Annotated in this window: 15 protein-coding genes; 2 read left to right on the top strand and 13 right to left on the bottom strand. The window is 65.5% G+C overall.

The features are described 5' to 3' along the window. Nucleotides 1-165: 165 nt before the first annotated feature. The 6 genes from ACI1US_RS00075 to ACI1US_RS00050 form a co-directional block, all read right to left on the bottom strand. Nucleotides 166-756 (bottom strand): 50S ribosomal protein L25/general stress protein Ctc, encoded by a 591-nt coding sequence (locus ACI1US_RS00075; RefSeq protein ID WP_416549797.1) that lies wholly within the window; start codon nucleotides 754-756, stop codon nucleotides 166-168. A 182-nt stretch (nucleotides 757-938) separates the two neighbouring features. Beyond that, entirely contained in the window at nucleotides 939-1,610 is a 672-nt protein-coding gene (locus ACI1US_RS00070; RefSeq protein WP_461637158.1) for an NAD(P)H-binding protein, read from the bottom strand. A gap of 29 nt (nucleotides 1,611-1,639) precedes the next feature. Continuing rightward, entirely contained in the window at nucleotides 1,640-2,110 is a 471-nt protein-coding gene (locus ACI1US_RS00065; RefSeq protein ID WP_461637156.1) for an aminoacyl-tRNA deacylase, read from the bottom strand. A gap of 97 nt (nucleotides 2,111-2,207) precedes the next feature. Further along, complete coding sequence (locus ACI1US_RS00060; RefSeq protein WP_461637154.1) at nucleotides 2,208-3,002, bottom strand: SDR family NAD(P)-dependent oxidoreductase; 795 nt, start codon at nucleotides 3,000-3,002, stop codon at nucleotides 2,208-2,210. A 92-nt stretch (nucleotides 3,003-3,094) separates the two neighbouring features. Next, nucleotides 3,095-3,550 (bottom strand): MarR family winged helix-turn-helix transcriptional regulator, encoded by a 456-nt coding sequence (locus ACI1US_RS00055; RefSeq protein WP_461637152.1) that lies wholly within the window; start codon nucleotides 3,548-3,550, stop codon nucleotides 3,095-3,097. 224 nt (nucleotides 3,551-3,774) lie between these two features. Then, a complete protein-coding gene (locus ACI1US_RS00050; protein ID WP_461637150.1) occupies nucleotides 3,775-4,458 on the bottom strand; it encodes a response regulator in 684 nt (227 codons plus the stop codon). 175 nt (nucleotides 4,459-4,633) lie between these two features. Here ACI1US_RS00050 and ACI1US_RS00045 point away from each other — a divergent pair, with 175 nt between their 5' ends. Further along, nucleotides 4,634-6,652 (top strand): sensor histidine kinase, encoded by a 2,019-nt coding sequence (locus tag ACI1US_RS00045; protein WP_461637148.1) that lies wholly within the window; start codon nucleotides 4,634-4,636, stop codon nucleotides 6,650-6,652. A 118-nt stretch (nucleotides 6,653-6,770) separates the two neighbouring features. On the opposite strand, the gene hisD is transcribed toward ACI1US_RS00045, so the two are convergent. After that, entirely contained in the window at nucleotides 6,771-8,093 is a 1,323-nt protein-coding gene (hisD, locus tag ACI1US_RS00040; RefSeq protein ID WP_461637146.1) for a histidinol dehydrogenase, read from the bottom strand. A 72-nt stretch (nucleotides 8,094-8,165) separates the two neighbouring features. Here hisD and ACI1US_RS00035 point away from each other — a divergent pair, with 72 nt between their 5' ends. Next, nucleotides 8,166-9,122, top strand: coding sequence for a LysR family transcriptional regulator (locus ACI1US_RS00035; protein ID WP_461637144.1), 957 nt, complete (start codon nucleotides 8,166-8,168; stop codon nucleotides 9,120-9,122). Between the two features lie 12 nt (nucleotides 9,123-9,134). On the opposite strand, the gene ACI1US_RS00030 is transcribed toward ACI1US_RS00035, so the two are convergent. The 6 genes from ACI1US_RS00030 to glmU form a co-directional block, all read right to left on the bottom strand. Next, the gene (locus ACI1US_RS00030) at nucleotides 9,135-10,013 is read right to left on the bottom strand and encodes an amino acid ABC transporter ATP-binding protein (protein WP_461637142.1); all 879 of its coding nucleotides are present in this window, start codon (nucleotides 10,011-10,013) and stop codon (nucleotides 9,135-9,137) included. Further along, entirely contained in the window at nucleotides 10,006-10,659 is a 654-nt protein-coding gene (locus ACI1US_RS00025; RefSeq protein ID WP_461637140.1) for an amino acid ABC transporter permease, read from the bottom strand. Before ACI1US_RS00025 ends, ACI1US_RS00030 begins: the two co-directional genes overlap by 8 nt. Before the next feature lie 60 nt (nucleotides 10,660-10,719). Then, nucleotides 10,720-11,526 carry a substrate-binding periplasmic protein gene (locus ACI1US_RS00020; protein WP_461637138.1) on the bottom strand — a complete coding sequence of 269 codons (807 nt, stop codon included), beginning with the start codon at nucleotides 11,524-11,526 and terminating at the stop codon, nucleotides 10,720-10,722. Between the two features lie 161 nt (nucleotides 11,527-11,687). Further along, nucleotides 11,688-12,701, bottom strand: a complete 1,014-nt coding sequence (locus ACI1US_RS00015) for a homoserine dehydrogenase (protein WP_461637136.1) — start codon at nucleotides 12,699-12,701, stop codon at nucleotides 11,688-11,690. 10 nt (nucleotides 12,702-12,711) lie between these two features. Then, nucleotides 12,712-13,689: a ribose-phosphate diphosphokinase gene (locus ACI1US_RS00010; RefSeq protein ID WP_416549800.1), complete on the bottom strand. Its 978-nt coding sequence runs from the start codon at nucleotides 13,687-13,689 to the stop codon at nucleotides 12,712-12,714. Between the two features lie 28 nt (nucleotides 13,690-13,717). After that, nucleotides 13,718-15,181, bottom strand: a complete 1,464-nt coding sequence (glmU, locus tag ACI1US_RS00005; protein ID WP_416549801.1) for a bifunctional UDP-N-acetylglucosamine diphosphorylase/glucosamine-1-phosphate N-acetyltransferase GlmU — start codon at nucleotides 15,179-15,181, stop codon at nucleotides 13,718-13,720. Nucleotides 15,182-15,313: the final 132 nt, after the last annotated feature.

Here is a 15,313-nt window from a genome sequence, read left to right as displayed (position 1 = left end):
GTCTCTTCGTCCTTCTTCGTTCGCCGCCAAAACACCCCTTAAGCCTAGGGGTGATTGTCGAGTTCACGCACCGAAATAGCTCTCGGCGGAACTCGCCCTCTCGTTACACGCAAAGAAACCCGCCGGGCGGTTGCACGCCCGGCGGGTTTCTTCAACCGTTACTGGTTACTCAGCAGCAGGAGCGTCGCCCTCTGCGGCCTCTTCGTCAGCTGCGCTGCCGCGCGGCACGACGACCTGAACGACCATGTGGGTGTCCTCATCGATGAGCTCTGCGCCCTTGGGGAGCACGAGATCGCCAGCGACGAACTGGGTGCCCTCAACGGCGCCTTCAACGCTGACCTCAACCGACTCGGGAATCGCGGTTGCGGGAACGAGCAGGCGGAGCGTGTTGAGCTCCTGGATCGCGGTGGTGCCCGAGAAGGACTCGCCGGTCACGTGGATCGGGACCTCGACCTCGACCTTTTCGCCCTTCTTCACGATGAGCATGTCGACGTGCTCGATGATCTGGCGTACCGGATCCTTCTGCACGTCCTTGACGAGTACGAGCTCCTGCTTGCCATCGAGCGTGATCTCGACGAGCGGGTTCGCGAAGCGAACGATGAGGCTCAGCGGGTGGGTCTCAACGGTGACGTGCTTCGGGTCGGTGCCGTGGCCGTAGACGACTGCGGGGGTCTTGCCAATAGCGCGGAGCTTGCGCGCTGCGCCCTTGCCGAAGTTCTCGCGGACGGTTGCATCAAGCTTGTTCTCAACGCTCATAATGATTCTCCTTGCGGGCTCTCGCCCCGTGTCGGGTGGATTTCTCCACCGGCGTGGTGTCTCGCACTTTAAACGTGCGACGCAGCGATGCCCCAAAGGGGAGGTCGTTCCGCGTCGATAACGGGTGCTTGCGCACCCCTCGCCGAAGTACAGCCTCTAATATTACACGATCCGCGCCAGAATCACGCCACAAGCGAGTTCGTGGCCTCGGGGACGGCGACCTCGCCGTCGAGCAGGTCGAACGCGACGCCGCCGTAGCCTGAGCGAACGAGCACGTGTGCGAGCACTTCGGCGACGTTGTCACGGCTCACCGGGCCGCGTTCGAGGGTCCCGACCGCGACGCGCCCCGTGCCCGGTTCATCGGTGAGGGTGCCAGGGCGCACAATGGTCCAATCGAGCGAGCTGGCCTCGAGTGCAAGATCCGCCGTGTACTTCGCGCGCTGGTAGGCGAGAAAGTCGGGCCCGGCGCTCTCGGGCGGCGTGTTCGCCACACCAATGTATGAAATCTGTACGAGCCGCGCCCCCAGTTTGGCGGCGGCGGCCATCGCGGTGAGCGCGCCCTGGTGGTCGACAGTCTCCTTGCGGGCTGGCCCGGATCCGGGGCCAGCACCCGCAGCGAAGAGCAGGGTGTCAGCCCCGCCAATTGCTGCGGCGAGTTCTTCGGCAGTCGCGTGTTCGATATCGACGAGCACCGCTTCGCCGCCAGCCTGCTCGACGGCGCTCGCGTGGCCGGGATTGCGGATCACGCCGAGCACGCGGTGGCCCGCCCGCGTGAGCAGCGACGTCGTGCGCAGCGCGATCTGCCCGTGTCCGCCGACGATCGCGATGGTGTGGGGTTCTTGGGGATTCGTCACTGTGTCCTCCGTGCGGTGAGTGTGGTGGGTCAGGCCACGTCAGTCAACTCGGCGACCTCTGCCGCGTAGGCCCGCACGAGGTCATCGGCACGCACGCGTGCCCCGATCCCGTGCTGACCCGCGCCGACGAGGATCTCCTCGCCGGCAAGGCTCCTGTCGAGGATGACAGGCCAGGCTGTCGAAGCGCCGAGAGGAGTGATCGTGCCTCGCTCGTATCCCGTTGCCGCGAACGCCGCGTCGGCGTCGGGCAGGGAGAGCCGGTTGACTCCGAGGTGCGAGCGGAGCTTCGCCCAACTGAACTGGGCGTCGAGCGGGGTGAGCACGAACACGAACGAGTCGCCGCGCTGCACCACCACTGTTTTCGCGATCCTCGCCCCACCAAACTCGCCGGAAGTCGGGCGACCGGAGCCGTCTCGTTGGAGGAACTCAACGTCGAGTCCCCGCGCGGACGCGTCGGCAGCTGCCCGCGGCACTTGCTCGTTCACGTTTGCTGCTGTCATCGTCTGGCCTCATCACTTCTGCGGGGGCGTTTCACTCCGCTTCGATGAAACGCCCAGGGCCCCAAAACTATTTCCGCTTCGGGTGCCGCAGCCGCGTTTAGTCGTTCCACGACCAGACGTCGTCGCCGCGCAGCGTCGCGTCTGCGCCGCCGTCGCAGTAGATAACCTGGCCTGCCATGTGCGTGTTCTGCGCGTCGGTGAGCCAGATGAGCACATCGGCGATCGACTGCGCAGGCTGGTGCGAGTTCAAGGGCATCGGCACGGCGGAATCGACAATCGCGCGGCCCTCTTCGGTGGCGAGGAGTTCGGCTGTCATGGGCGTGACGACGGTTCCGGGAGCCACCGCATTCAGGGCGATGCCGGCACCGGCCCAGGCCGGGGTGATTGATTCGCGGCGCACCCAGCGCGCAATCGCTCGCTTCGAGGAGGGGTAGACAGCGTACCCAGCCTGCGGCCCCTGAGCCACGATGGACTCGGCGATCTGCAGCGTCGCCGCTTCGTCGCCTGACAGCGCCGCCTCGACCATCTCCTTCGAATTGGGCTGGAGCGAGGCCATCGACGACACGACAGCTGCGCGCGGGGCGGCGGAGGCTGCGAGCGCGGGCTGCAGTGCTTCGAGCAGTTCGGTGACGCCGAAGTAGTTGATCGAGATGGTCTTGGCAATCGGTGCCGAGATCCCTGCGCAGGCGATGACGCCGTCGATCACGCCGTCGGCAAGCTCGGTGGCACGCTTGGCGGCGTCGAGGCGGCCAGCGTTCGTGGACAGGTCGGCCTCGACCTCGGCACCTGCCAGGTCAATGCCGATGACGCGGTCACCGCGGTCTCGAAGCGTCTGGGCCGTGGTGGCTCCGATGCCTGAAGCCGAGCCGGTTACAACGTATGTGCGAATCATAGTGTTTCTCCTTGTGCTGTTCTGCGCACGCGGAGCGCGCAGTGATGCTTCCCCGTTCGGGGCTTCCCCAGGTGGTAACGATCCACCCGCGTTTAGTCGCGAAACTCTCCCGTGAGTCTTTTGGATGCCGCGGTGATCACGTCGATCTCCGCGGTCGTCTGATGCGCCATCGCCTGATCGACGAGCTGCGTGCCAGCGGCAACAAGGCGCGCGTACGCTTCACGCCCTTGCTCGGTGAAGGCGATCTCGATGGCGCGCTGATCGCCCTCGCCGCGCCCTCGTTCGACGAGGCCTGCTGCCTCGAGCCGCGCGATGAGCTTGCTCGTTGTCGGTCGGCTCTGCGCAAGCTCGTCGGCGAGGGCGGCTGGGCGGATCGCTCCGCCGAGCAGCCCCATCGTGTAGAGCGCGCGGACGTCGCCGGCGGGGATATCGACGCCGACTGCCCGCGCGATACTGCCCTGGGTGGAGACCGCATTCCAGTTTCTGACCAGGCCGATCACTGCGGCGAGCAGCTCGTGCACCGCCTGTTCTCGCGGGCGTTCGTTCATGCCTCCAGGTTAGCAGTAGTTGCCTGAGGCAACTACTTATTCGGCCAGCGGCGAACGCGTCTCACGCTGGCGACGCCGGTGACGCTGGCTCGTGCCGCGGTGCGCGGGCGCCTGGGCCAGCGCCCGAGCGCGGCTAGCCTGCGCCGCTAGCCTGCGCCGCCAGCCTGCGCCGCTAGCCTGCGCCGCCAGCCTGCGCCACTAGTCTGCGCAACGAGTCTGCGCCGCTAGTCCGCGACACTCACCAGGCCGGACTCGTAGGCGGCGACGACGATCTGTGTCCGGTCGCGCAGCCCAAGCTTCGAGAGGATCCGCGATACGTGCGTCTTCACCGTCTGCTCCGAAAGAAACAGCGCTGCCGCGAGCTCCGCGTTCGTCTGGCCCGAGGCAACGAGTCGCATCACCTCAAGCTCGCGCTCGGTGAGCTGCGAGAGCGTCGCACGCTGCTTGGGCTCGGGCCGGGCCGCGTAGTCCGCGATGAGCCGGCGCGTCACCGAGGGGGCGAGCAACGCCTCACCGCCAGCGACGATGCGCACCGCCTGCACGAGATCCTCAGCGCTCGCGTCCTTGAGGAGAAACCCACTCGCGCCGGCCCTGAGCGCCGCGAACACATATTCATCGGCGTCGAAGGTCGTGAGCATGATCACGCGCGGGTTGTCGTCTCCGGGGCGCGCGAGCACAGCGCGCGTCGCGTCGAGCCCGTTCATGCGCGGCATACGGATGTCCATGAGGAGCACGTGCGGGCGGGTGCGCCTCACGAGCTCGACGGCAGCATCACCGTCAGCAGCGTCGCCCACGACGGTGATGTCGGGCTGCGCCCCGAGCAGCGCCCCGAAACCCTGCCGCACCATCTCCTGGTCGTCGATGATGGCCACGCGGATGGGCTGCGCTGCTTGCGCGGAGTTACTCATGCGTCGATCATAGGCGTATGGCCGCGGCCGCCGGTGTCTCAGCGCACGCATCGGCTGAGCTTCACCCCAGCGAGCTACCTCGGGCGCTTCGCGGATCACTCCGGCGAGGGATGCCCCGGTTGTCATGCCGCACGTACAGTTGGGCGACGGCAGACAGATAGGGAACACTTTCACTATGAACACGCACTCCCCCGAGGGCATCGGCTCCGAGACGAAGCGCCCCCGCGCGCGCCTGTACTCTCCGGCCATGGTCGGGCGCGACCTCGGATACATCCTCCCGGGGTTTCCCATTGCCGTCGTCTCGTTCTCGCTGCTCCTCACCCTCACGGTGACGTCAATCAGCACACTCATCATCTGGGTTGGGGTGCCTCTGCTCGCGCTGTCGCTCGTGCTCGCCACCACGTTCGCTGAGCTCTCCCGCGCCAGGCTCCGCTGGTGGGGCGCTGCCGCCGACACCCCGCCCTACCTGGAACGCGGCCCCGGATCCCTCGGCATGCTGCGCTTCCTTCGCGACCCGCGCCGCTGGCTCGACCTCGCCTTCGAAACACTCGTGGCCTTCCCGCTGCGGATCTTCTCATTCGTCGTGACAATCTCCTGGGCGGCCGCGGCACTCGGAGCACTCACCTGGGTCTTCTGGGGCTACTTCCTCCCCAGGAACGAGAATCCCTTCCCCGCGAACTTCCTGCTCAGCGTGAGCGAGGGGGCGATTCCCCTCGAGGTCGCGAACTCCTTCTGGGTCGAATCGGTCTTCTATGCCCTGTGCGGCATCGCCGCAGCCGCCTCGTTCCCGCCCCTCGCGCGCGGCCTCGCCGTGCTCGACGCGACAGTGACACAGGCGGCGCTCTGCTCGGACGCGGGCCACCTGGCGAGATCCTTCGCTGTGCCCGCAGCGGCCCCGTCAGCCCCGCACGCTTCGCCCGCATCTCACCCGGCAGCCGCCAGGCTCGGAATCGGTGGCACCGGCCGGACACTGGGCTCTGCCGAGGGCTGGGCGTGGATCATCACCGGCTACGCCGCGATCATCCTCATCGCCGTCGGCTGGCCGCTTCTCGCCACCCTCTACTCTGTGCATGCCGCGTTCGCCATGGTGCTCGTCATCGCGCAGGCTGCCGCCCTCATGCTCGCTATCCGGCTGCCGGCCCTTGCGATTGCCGTCGCCATGATTGCGCCAGCGGTCGCCGCCGCGCTCTCGCCCGCAGCGGCGGGTGTGCCTGCCCCCTGGCCGGTGAGCATGATGATCGTGCAGACGGGGATTGTGCTCATCGTCGCGCTACGTTTCCCGTGGCCGTGGGCACTCGCCGCATGGGTGCTGCCGCAGGCCACCGTTATCGCCACGGTGCCCAGCGGATCAGGGTTCACCTCCGGAGCGGTCGCGAACCTCGTCGTCACGGCCTCCATCACGCTCGGGATCGCGCTGCTCGGCATCATCATCCGCGCTTTTGCGGCCGACCGCGGCGCGCTCGTCGAAGAGCGGCGCGCAAACGCCGAGCTCGACGCGAAGCAGCGCGAACTCGCCGAGCGCAACCTCATCGCGCGCGAGCTCCACGATGTTGTCGCCCACAGCATGTCCGTCGTGAGCATTCAGGCGAACACCGCGAAGTACCGTATTGCCGGGCTCGGAGACGAGGCAGAGGCAGAGTTCGCGGCGATCGCCCAGTCGTCACGGCAGGCACTCACCGAGATGCGAGGCCTTCTTGCGACGCTGCGTGCTCCCGAAGGAAGCGCGCCACTTGTCCCGCAACCCACGCTCGCTGACCTTCCGACCCTCATCGAGTCGAGTCGCCAGTCCGGAGCCACGATCGCGTACCGCGCGGAAGGCCTCGAAGACGCCCCCGGCGAAGCCTCCGAGGCGGGCGCGGGAGGTGGTGACGCGGGCAGTGATGGCGCGGGCAGTGGTGGCGCGACCGTTCCTGCGTCTACCGCCCTCACGACGTACCGCATCGCGCAGGAGGCGCTCAGCAACGCCATGCGGCACTCCCCAGGAGCAGACATCGACGTTACCGTGCGGGTCACCGACGCCGCCGTAACCGTCGCCGTGGTGAATGGCCCCGCGAGCATGCAGGTCGGCAGCCCGGTTGGATCGGGGACGGGGCTCAACGGGCTACGCGAGCGCGCGGCGGTGCTCGGCGGATCTATCGAGGCCAGCCCCACTCCAGACGGCGGCTTCGCGGTCTACGCTGTGCTGCCGCTCTAGACCGCGGTGCCGGGGCTTGCCCCGCGGTTCTAGCAGGCTTCCGGCGTCAACTCGCGCGAATGCCCCGCGTCTCTCCGACAGAGACGCGGGGCATTCGCTGAGCTGGGCGATTGAGGAACTAGGCCCCGGCGTTGAAGCGGTCGAGACGCATCTGCGCGGTCACCTCGTGCGCGGTCATTCCCTCTGATGCCGAGATGGTGATGGTCGCGGGGGCTACCGTGGGGGTCGCCTCGCGCTCAACACGCTGATAGGTCAGCGGCTTGAGGTAGCGAGACACCGAGAGGCCAGCACTGTGCTTCGCCCCGCCGGCCGTCGGCAGCGTGTGGTTCGTGCCTGCCATTCCCTTGTCGGAGTATGCAACGGTGCTCCACTCGCCGACGAAGATCGAGCCGTAGTTGCGGAGGTTCGCGTGGTACCACTCGTCGTCACCGGTGATGATTTCCAAGTGCTCAGGTGCGAGGTCATCCATGAGCGCCGCTGCAACCTCGCGGCTGTCTGCGACCGTCACCGAGCCGTAGTCGCGCCAAGCCGGTCCGCAGATGTCCGCGGTCGAGAGAGTCTTGAGCTGGCGCTCAACGGCCTCCATCACTGCGCGGCCGTGTGCCTCGTCGGTGGTGACGAGCGCAGCCGGCGAGTTCGGTCCGTGCTCGGCCTGACCGAGCAGATCAGCGGCAACGAGCTCAGGATCTGCGGTTTCGTCCGACAGCACGGCTACCTCGGAGGGGCCGGCAAGCAGATCGATAGCGACGCGGCCGAAGAGCTGCCGCTTTGCCTCTGCAACGAAGGCGTTGCCTGCTCCGACGAGCATGTCAGCGGGGAGGTCGTCGACCAGGCCGAACGCCATTGCGGCAAGCGCCTGGACGCCGCCGAGCTTGAAGACCCGGTCAACGCCTGAGACGAAGGCCGTGTAGAGCACGGCGTCGTTCGCGAGGCCGTTGGGCTGCGGCGGAGTACACGCCACCACGTGCGGCACTCCGGCAGCCTTTGCGACGCCGACGGTCATGAACGCACTCGCGGTGAGCGGGAAGCGGCCGGCCGGCATGTACGCGCCAACACGACCGACCGGGACGTAGCGCACACCAGTGTGCAGGCCAGGCGCAAGCTCGACGTCAAAATCGACGTGGCCCTCGCGCTGGCGGCGGGCAAACGCCTGCGTCCGTTCTGCTCCGAGATCGATTGCCGCACGCAGGTCGGGAGCGATCCGGTCGCCGCTCGTTTCGAGCGTGGCCCGTGAGATTTCGAAGTCCTCGCCGCCCCAGTTGTCGAGCTTCTTCGCGTAGTCGCGGACTGCGTCGAGGCCGCGCTTCTCGAGATCGAGCAGCATGGCTGAGACGGTCTCGACAACCTTCGGATCCCGCTGCGCCGCTGGAACATCAAGCGGGGTCTTCAGTCTCGTGTAGTTGTCGGCGTACTTGGTGAGGATGGGAGTCGTAAACTTCATATCTCTGAAGGTAAAACCGCGCCAGAAACAATACAACGGGGCAGTGAACTTTGTATCGCATAGTCTTAAGCTATGACGATCACCCAGCTCCGTGCTTTTGTGTACGCCGCAGTACACGGTTCCTTCACGAACGCCGCCGAGCAGCTGGGGGTTTCTCAGCCCACGATCTCGGCGCTTATCCGCAAACTCGAGGACCACCACGAGTTGCCGCTGTTCATTCGCACCGGACGCAAACTGGCCCTCACGGCTGCGGGAAGCGAGTTGCTCGTGTGGGCTCGCCAGATCATCGAGACGTCCGAGTTCGCCGACGAAGCACTCAGCGAGCTCCGCGGCATTCAGCGCGGCTCAATCTCACTGGGCGTGCTCCGCAACGCCAACTTCTACTTCCTTCCCGACATGGTCGAGCGGTTTCACCGCCGCCGCCCCAACGTGAACCTGCGGCTCTTCGGCCAGAACTCTTTCGAGGTCGTCGAGGGTGTTCGTAACGGCACGCTCGAAGCCGGGATCGTCGTCCTCCCCGTACCCGACGAAGAACTCGAGGTGTTCCCGCTCGTGCAAGACGAGGTGCTGTGGGCATCGATCCACGAGGAGCATGTCTCGGGCACGGTGAGCATCGAGCAGATCACCTCGCACCCCGTGGTCCTCTACGACGCGAGCTACAGCTGGAACGATCCCACGCGCCGGCAGCTCAGCGAACGCGCGCAGGAGCGCGGGCTGCGTCTCGAACCACTGGTCGAGGTGGAGTACCTCGAGGCCGCGCTCGAGCTCGTCAAGCGCGGGCTCGGCGACACGATGGTCTCGCGCGCGGTGACGCAGGGCGAGAACTTTCCCAAAGAGATCCACGTCGCACCGTTCGATCCGCCGCTGTTTGACACGATTGCAGTGATCCGACGCCGGAACAGCGTGTACTCGCCTGCTATCCGCGAGCTCATCGACATCGTCAATGACATTCTGAAAGAGCGCACATACGGCAATGGCCGCCCCGGCCGAACAGTGTCGGCGCAGGGCGGCCCTCCCGGAGAAGGCTAGTCCTTCCGGAGGCTACTCGTCGTCGAACTCTGGGAGCACGGTGACGACCTCGGTCTCTGGCGTATCGAGGATGCCCGATCGTCGCAGCAGCGCGCGGGTGCGCGAGTGCCGGGGATCGCCGAACACTGCATCGGGCGGGCCCTGCTCCACAATCTGCCCGCCGTCCATGACGACGATGCGGTCGGCAATCTCTTGCGCGAACTGCATCTCGTGGGTCACGATGACCATCGTGGTTCCCGACGCCGCAATTTTCTTGATGACCGCGAGTACCTCACCGACAAGCTCAGGATCGAGTGCCGATGTCGGCTCGTCAAAGAGCATGACATTGGGCTCCATGGCCATGGCGCGTGCGATTGCGACGCGCTGCTTCTGGCCACCGGACAGTCGCGAGGGGTAGTTCTCCATCCGGTCGGCGAGGCCCACCTTTGCGAGAGCAGGTTCTGCCAGGCGCCGGGCTTCCTGCCGCGACAGCTTCTTCACGTGCATGAGTGGCGCCATCACGTTCTCAAGCGCGGTCTTGTTCATGAACAGGTTGAAGTGCTGGAACACCATTCCGATGTCGGTGCGCTTCCGCGCCGTCTCTCTCGCAGACTCGTCGACGAGGCCGTTGGATCCCTCGCGGTATCCGACAAGATGGTCGTTCACCAGAATCTTGCCGCTGTCGATCACCTCAAGCTTGTTGATGCATCGCAGCAGGGTTGATTTTCCTGAGCCGCTCGAGCCGATCAGCACGACGGTTTCGCCGGGCATGACCTCGAGGTCGACGCCCTTGAGCACTTCGAGGGTTCGCCGGGGGTCTCCCCCGCCAGTGAGCCGTCGCCACAGGCTGGGCTTTTCTCCGATGAGGAAGCTCTTGAAGACGTCTTGAATCTGAATCACTGGGTTAGGCACGGCTTCTCACCTTCTTCTCGAGCACGATCACAAGCCGCGACAGCGGCAGCGAGAGCGCGAGATACAGCACCGCTGCGGCGGTGTAGATTTCAACAGTCTGGAAGGTCTGGGAGTTCAGCGTATTCGCGGTCTTCAGGATCTCAGAGACGGCGATCACTGAGGTGAGCGCGGTGTCCTTCACCATTGCGATGAAGTAGTTTCCGATCGGTCCAAGTGCAACCTTGAATGACTGCGGAATGACGATCCGCCACAGCGCCTTCGTCGGCGTGTAACCGAGCGAGAGCGCCGCCTCGGTCTGGCCGCCATCAATTGCGAGGATTGACGAGCGGTACACCTCAGACAGGTACGCGGCGTAGTTCAAGCCGAGCGCGATGATGCCGGCTGCGATCGGGTCAAGCTGCACACCGACCACGGGCAGGACAAAGTAGATGTACACGAGCTGCACCAGCAGCGGGGTGCCGCGAAGCACCTCGACATACACGACCGCGATCCCGCGCAAGATACGGCTCGACGAGAGCCGCGCAAGCGCAACGAGCAGGCCGAGCACCAGGGCGATCACCATGGCTCCGAGCGCGAGCTGCGCGACGACCGGCACCGCCTTGATGAGCTTCGGCAGAACGCCGATCACATTTTCAATAAATTCCAAGACTTCTCCTCAAACGAAGATAGCGGGGCACAGGAAGGTGCCCCGCTATCGGCGTGCGCGTTATTCGGCGGTGTTGTCTTCGTTGAGACCGTACTTCTCGAGGATCTCGAGGTACTTCGGCGTAGCCTTCAGCTCTGCCAGGGCACCGTTGAGCTCCTCGCGAAGCGCATCGCTCTCAGCGTCCTTGCGGAAGGCCGCAGCAATCGTGCCGGGGAAGTACGGGTCGTACGGCGTCACCAGCTTGACCTTGTCATTCGGGTTCTGCACGAGGCTCCAAGCGACAACCGCCTGGTCCGTGAAGCCCGCGTCGACCTGGCCGTTGGCGATGGCCTGGATGAGGTTCGCCTGCGAGTCGTACTGCTTGATGTTCGCCTCAGTCGTCAGCTCCTGAGCAATCTCGAGGTGCGTCGTGCCGGTCATCACGCCAACCGTCTTGCCCTTGGCGTCGTCGCGCGAGGTGAAGGTTGAGTTCGCGGGAACGAGCATGCCCTCGCCCTGGACGTACCAGGTGTCAGAGAACGCGAGCGTCTCCTTGCGGGAGTCAGTGACGTAGAGGCCGTCAGCGATGAAATCGGCCTTCTTCGACAGAACGGTCTGCGGCATCGTTGCGAAGTCGGTGACGACAACTTCGATCTCCCAGCCGAGCGACTCCGCCATTGCACCGAGCATCTCCCCGTCAATACCGGTGAGATCGCCAGACGCCTCGTCAACAAACGAGAAGGGCGCATCGTTCGACGTCACGATGGTGACGGTCCGTGCGGACTCGCCGTCACCCTGGGCGTCGGGAGCCGCGGAGCTGCAAGCGCTCAGCGCAAGTGCACTCACCGCAACTGCGGCAATGAGTGAAAACTTCTTCTTCATAGTCATGGGTGTGATTCTTCCTTGTTCCAGACCTGTGAGACTGCAGCGTCGCTGCCTCTGACTACACAGTCTTCGGAATCTCCGAGAGTTACACAAGAACTGTGGACTCTATATTCCTCATAGCTTTGGGCTATAGGAGGCTGAATGCCGCTCTGCACGGCGCAAAGTCAGCCTGAGATCTCACGCAGGAGATGCTCGACGTCTTTGAGCACGGACGCGACGGTGGCTGCGGGGCTCGAAGCCCCGCCCACGAGAGTGTACTCGCCGAAGCCCTCGGCCTGCACCATGAGCGCTTTCGTGCTGCCCTGCGCGCTGGCGAACGGGTGACCGGACCCATAGGCCTGGATCTCGACCCGTCCCACGTAGCCGCTGCCGGAGCGTTCAAGCACCCCCACGAGGGCGGGCTTCTCCCCCGCATCACGCCAGCGGTCGATATCGGATGCGCGCACCGAGCCCACGCTCTCCCGCGGTATCGAGTCGAGGTGCAGCCAGGTACCAAGCGCGAGACCGGAGATGACCGTGAGTTTGGCGGCAGTGTCCCAACCGTCGAGGTCAAAGGCTGGCTCGGGCTCAGCGATCCCTCGCGCCTGCGCGTCGGCGATCGCTTCTTCGAGCGTCATCCCCAACCGTGTCACCGAGTCGAGCACGAGCGATGTTGTGCCGGTGAGGGCGGCTTCGACCCGGGTCACCACCGCGCCAGCGAGGTTGTGCCGCAAGAAGTCGACGGCCGGCAACGCCGCTGAGCTCGCCCCGCTCGCGTGCACTCTGCTGCCGCTGTCCCGTGCGGCAGCGAGCAGCCGCTCGCCGTGCAGCGCGAGGGCGCTCTTCGAGACCATGATCGCGTGGGATCCGCGCTCCACAGCCCACTCGAGGTGGGAAAGCCCAGGCCCGCCCGTCGCGTAATCGTTCGGGCCGGCGTCAACGACGACGTCCGGCTCCGCCGCAGCGAGCATCGCTGTCCCCACGACACCGGGAGACCAGGTAGCCCGCGTCACGACGTCAGGCTCGTGCAGTCCCCCGTCGCGCACCACTCCGCTGCGGCTCCCGCACACGCCCACGAGCCGCACGTCACAGCCGAAGCGCTCCAAATAATGAGCGCGTCGTTCGAGCAACGCTACCGCGACGCGGGATCCGATCCCGCCACTGCCGGTGAGCGCTACACGAACGACGCGCGAAGCCATCGGTTGAGGCTTAGGCGGCGCCCTCGAACAACGACGTCACGGAGCCGTCTTCGAAGACCTCGTGGATCGCCTTGGCGAGCAGCGGTGCGATCGGCAGCACGGTGAGCTTCTCGAAGCGCTTCTCCTCGGGAACCGGCAGGGTGTCGGTGACGACAACCTGGTCGATGAACTCCTGCGAGAGGTGCTTGATTGCGTCGCCTGAGAAGATCGCGTGGGTGCAGGCAATCGTCACGCCGCGCGCACCGTTCGCCTTCAGAGCCGCAGCGGCCTTCGCGATCGTGCCGCCAGTGTCGATCATGTCGTCGACCACAACGCACCAGCGATCCTTCACGTCACCGACGATCTCGTGCACGCTCACCTGGTTCGGCACGAGCGGGTCGCGACGCTTGTGGATGATCGCCAGCGGAGCCCCGAGTTTGTCGCTCCAGACGTCGGCAACGCGCACGCGGCCCATGTCAGGCGACACCACGACGAGGTCGTCACGGTCGATGGTCTTCTGGAAGTGCTCGAGCAGCACGGGCATCGCGAAGAGGTGATCGACGGGGCCGTCGAAGAAGCCCTGGATCTGCGAGGCGTGCAGGTCGACCGACATGATCCGGTCGGCACCCGCGGTCTTGAACAGGTCGGCGACGAGGCGTGCCGAGATCGGCTCGCGGCCGCGGCCCTTCTTGTCCTGACGCGAGTAAGGGTAGAACGGGGCAACCACGGTGATCCGCTTCGCCGATGCGCGCTTGAGCGCGTCCACCATGATGAGCTGCTCCATGAGCCACTCATTGATCGGGTTCGTGTGCGACTGGATGACGAAGGCGTCAGAACCACGAACGCTCTCGTCGAAGCGCGCGTACAGTTCGCCATTCGCGAAGGTGCGAGCGTCAGTGGGAACGAGTTCGGCCCCGAGTTCTTCGGCGACCTGTTCGGCGAGCTCTGGGTAGGCCCGGCCGGTAATGAGAACGAGCTTCTTCTGCCCGGTCATCTCGATTTTGCTCATCAGTGCTTTCCCACTTGCCCTTCGGTCATTACGTTGTGTGAGGTGTGTCGTTGAGTGAGTCTGTGGCGGGCTGTGCGGCCCGCTCCGCGGCAGTCGCGGAGTTCGTACCCGGGCGGTTCTCGGCGACCCAGCCCTCCAGGTTTCGCTGGGGAGCCACGGTCATCGCGAGCGCGCCAGCGGGCACATTCTTCCGTACGATCGTCCCCGCTGCGGTGTACGTTCCATCTTCAATGGTAACCGGAGCGATGAGAACATTCTTAGAGCCGATGCGAACAGCGTCTCCAACAACTGTTTGGTGCTTATTCACACCGTCGTAATTCGCGACGATGGTACCGGCACCAATGTTCGAGTCCGTGCCGACCGTGACGTCGCCGACGTAGCTGAGGTGAGGCACCTTCGAGCCGTCGCCGATGCGGGCGTTCTTCGCTTCGACGAACGCGCCGATCTTGCCGCCCTGGCCGAGCTCGGTGCCGGGCCGAATGTACGCGAACGGGCCAATCTCTGCGCCAGCCTGGAAGGCGGCAAGCGTCGCCTCGGAGCGGCGTACGCGCACCCCGACGCCGACCTCGCAGTCAGTGAGGGTCGTGTCCGGCCCGATGGTCGAGCCCGTCGCGATTGAGGTCGCACCGTGCAGGAAGGTGCCCGGAAGGATCTCAACGTCAGCCTCGATCGAGACGTCAGCGTCGATCCACGTCGTCGCCGGATCCACAATTGTGACCCCGTTGCGCTGATGCTCGCGCACGATGCGCGCGTTGAGCTCGCGGCCGGCGTCAGCAAGCTGCGCGCGGTCGTTCACACCAGCGACCACCCAGGGGTCACTCGTCGCAACGGCTTCGACCCCGCCACCGCTCGCGAGGATCCGCGACGCGGCGTCGGTGAGGTACTTCTCGCCCTGCGCATTGTTCGTATCGATGTCGGCGAGCGCGCGTGCGAGCGCACGGAAGGCGAAGACGTAAATGCCGCCGTTGATCTCGGTGATGAGACGCTGCGCGTCAGTCGCGTCCTTCTCCTCGACGATGCCGGTCATACCGCCGGTCTCGTCTCGGAGAATCCTGCCGAGACCGGTCGGGTTCTCAAGCAGCGCAGAGAGCAGCGTCATATCGCGCTGCTGCGCAAAGTGACCGTCGAGCAGCTGCGAGACAGCGGGGCCATCAACGAGCGGGGCATCGCCCGAAAGCACCACGACGGAGCCGTCAAAATCTGCGGGCAGCGCCGCGAGCGCCAGCTCAACCGCACGTCCGGTTCCCGGGACCTCATCCTGATCGACGATGATCGTGTCCGGTGCATGGTTGAGGATCGCTGCCGAGACCTGCTCGCGCTCGTGACGAACCACGGCCACGATCCGCTCAGGCGACAGCGCGGCAGCAGTGTCGAGGACATGCTCGATGAGCGAACGCCCGCCGATACGGTGCAGCACCTTCGGCAGTGTCGACTTCATGCGGGTTCCCTGGCCGGCGGCCAGGATGACAACGGCGAGAGCGCGTTCTGTCATGTTCAGGTGTCCCTTTCCTATTCGCGAGCGCGCACGCGCGCCGCGGCACTGCGCCAACACTCAGCGCCATTCGGTGAAGCTGCGCTTCCCCACCCCAATTCGCTGCCGTGGGCAGCGTTTCGGAGCGACTCG

It is taken from the genome of Leucobacter sp. BZR 635 (assembly GCF_048061935.2).
Taxonomy (GTDB): Bacteria; Actinomycetota; Actinomycetes; order Actinomycetales; family Microbacteriaceae; genus Leucobacter.
This window is presented reverse-complemented; position numbering and strand designations above follow the sequence as displayed.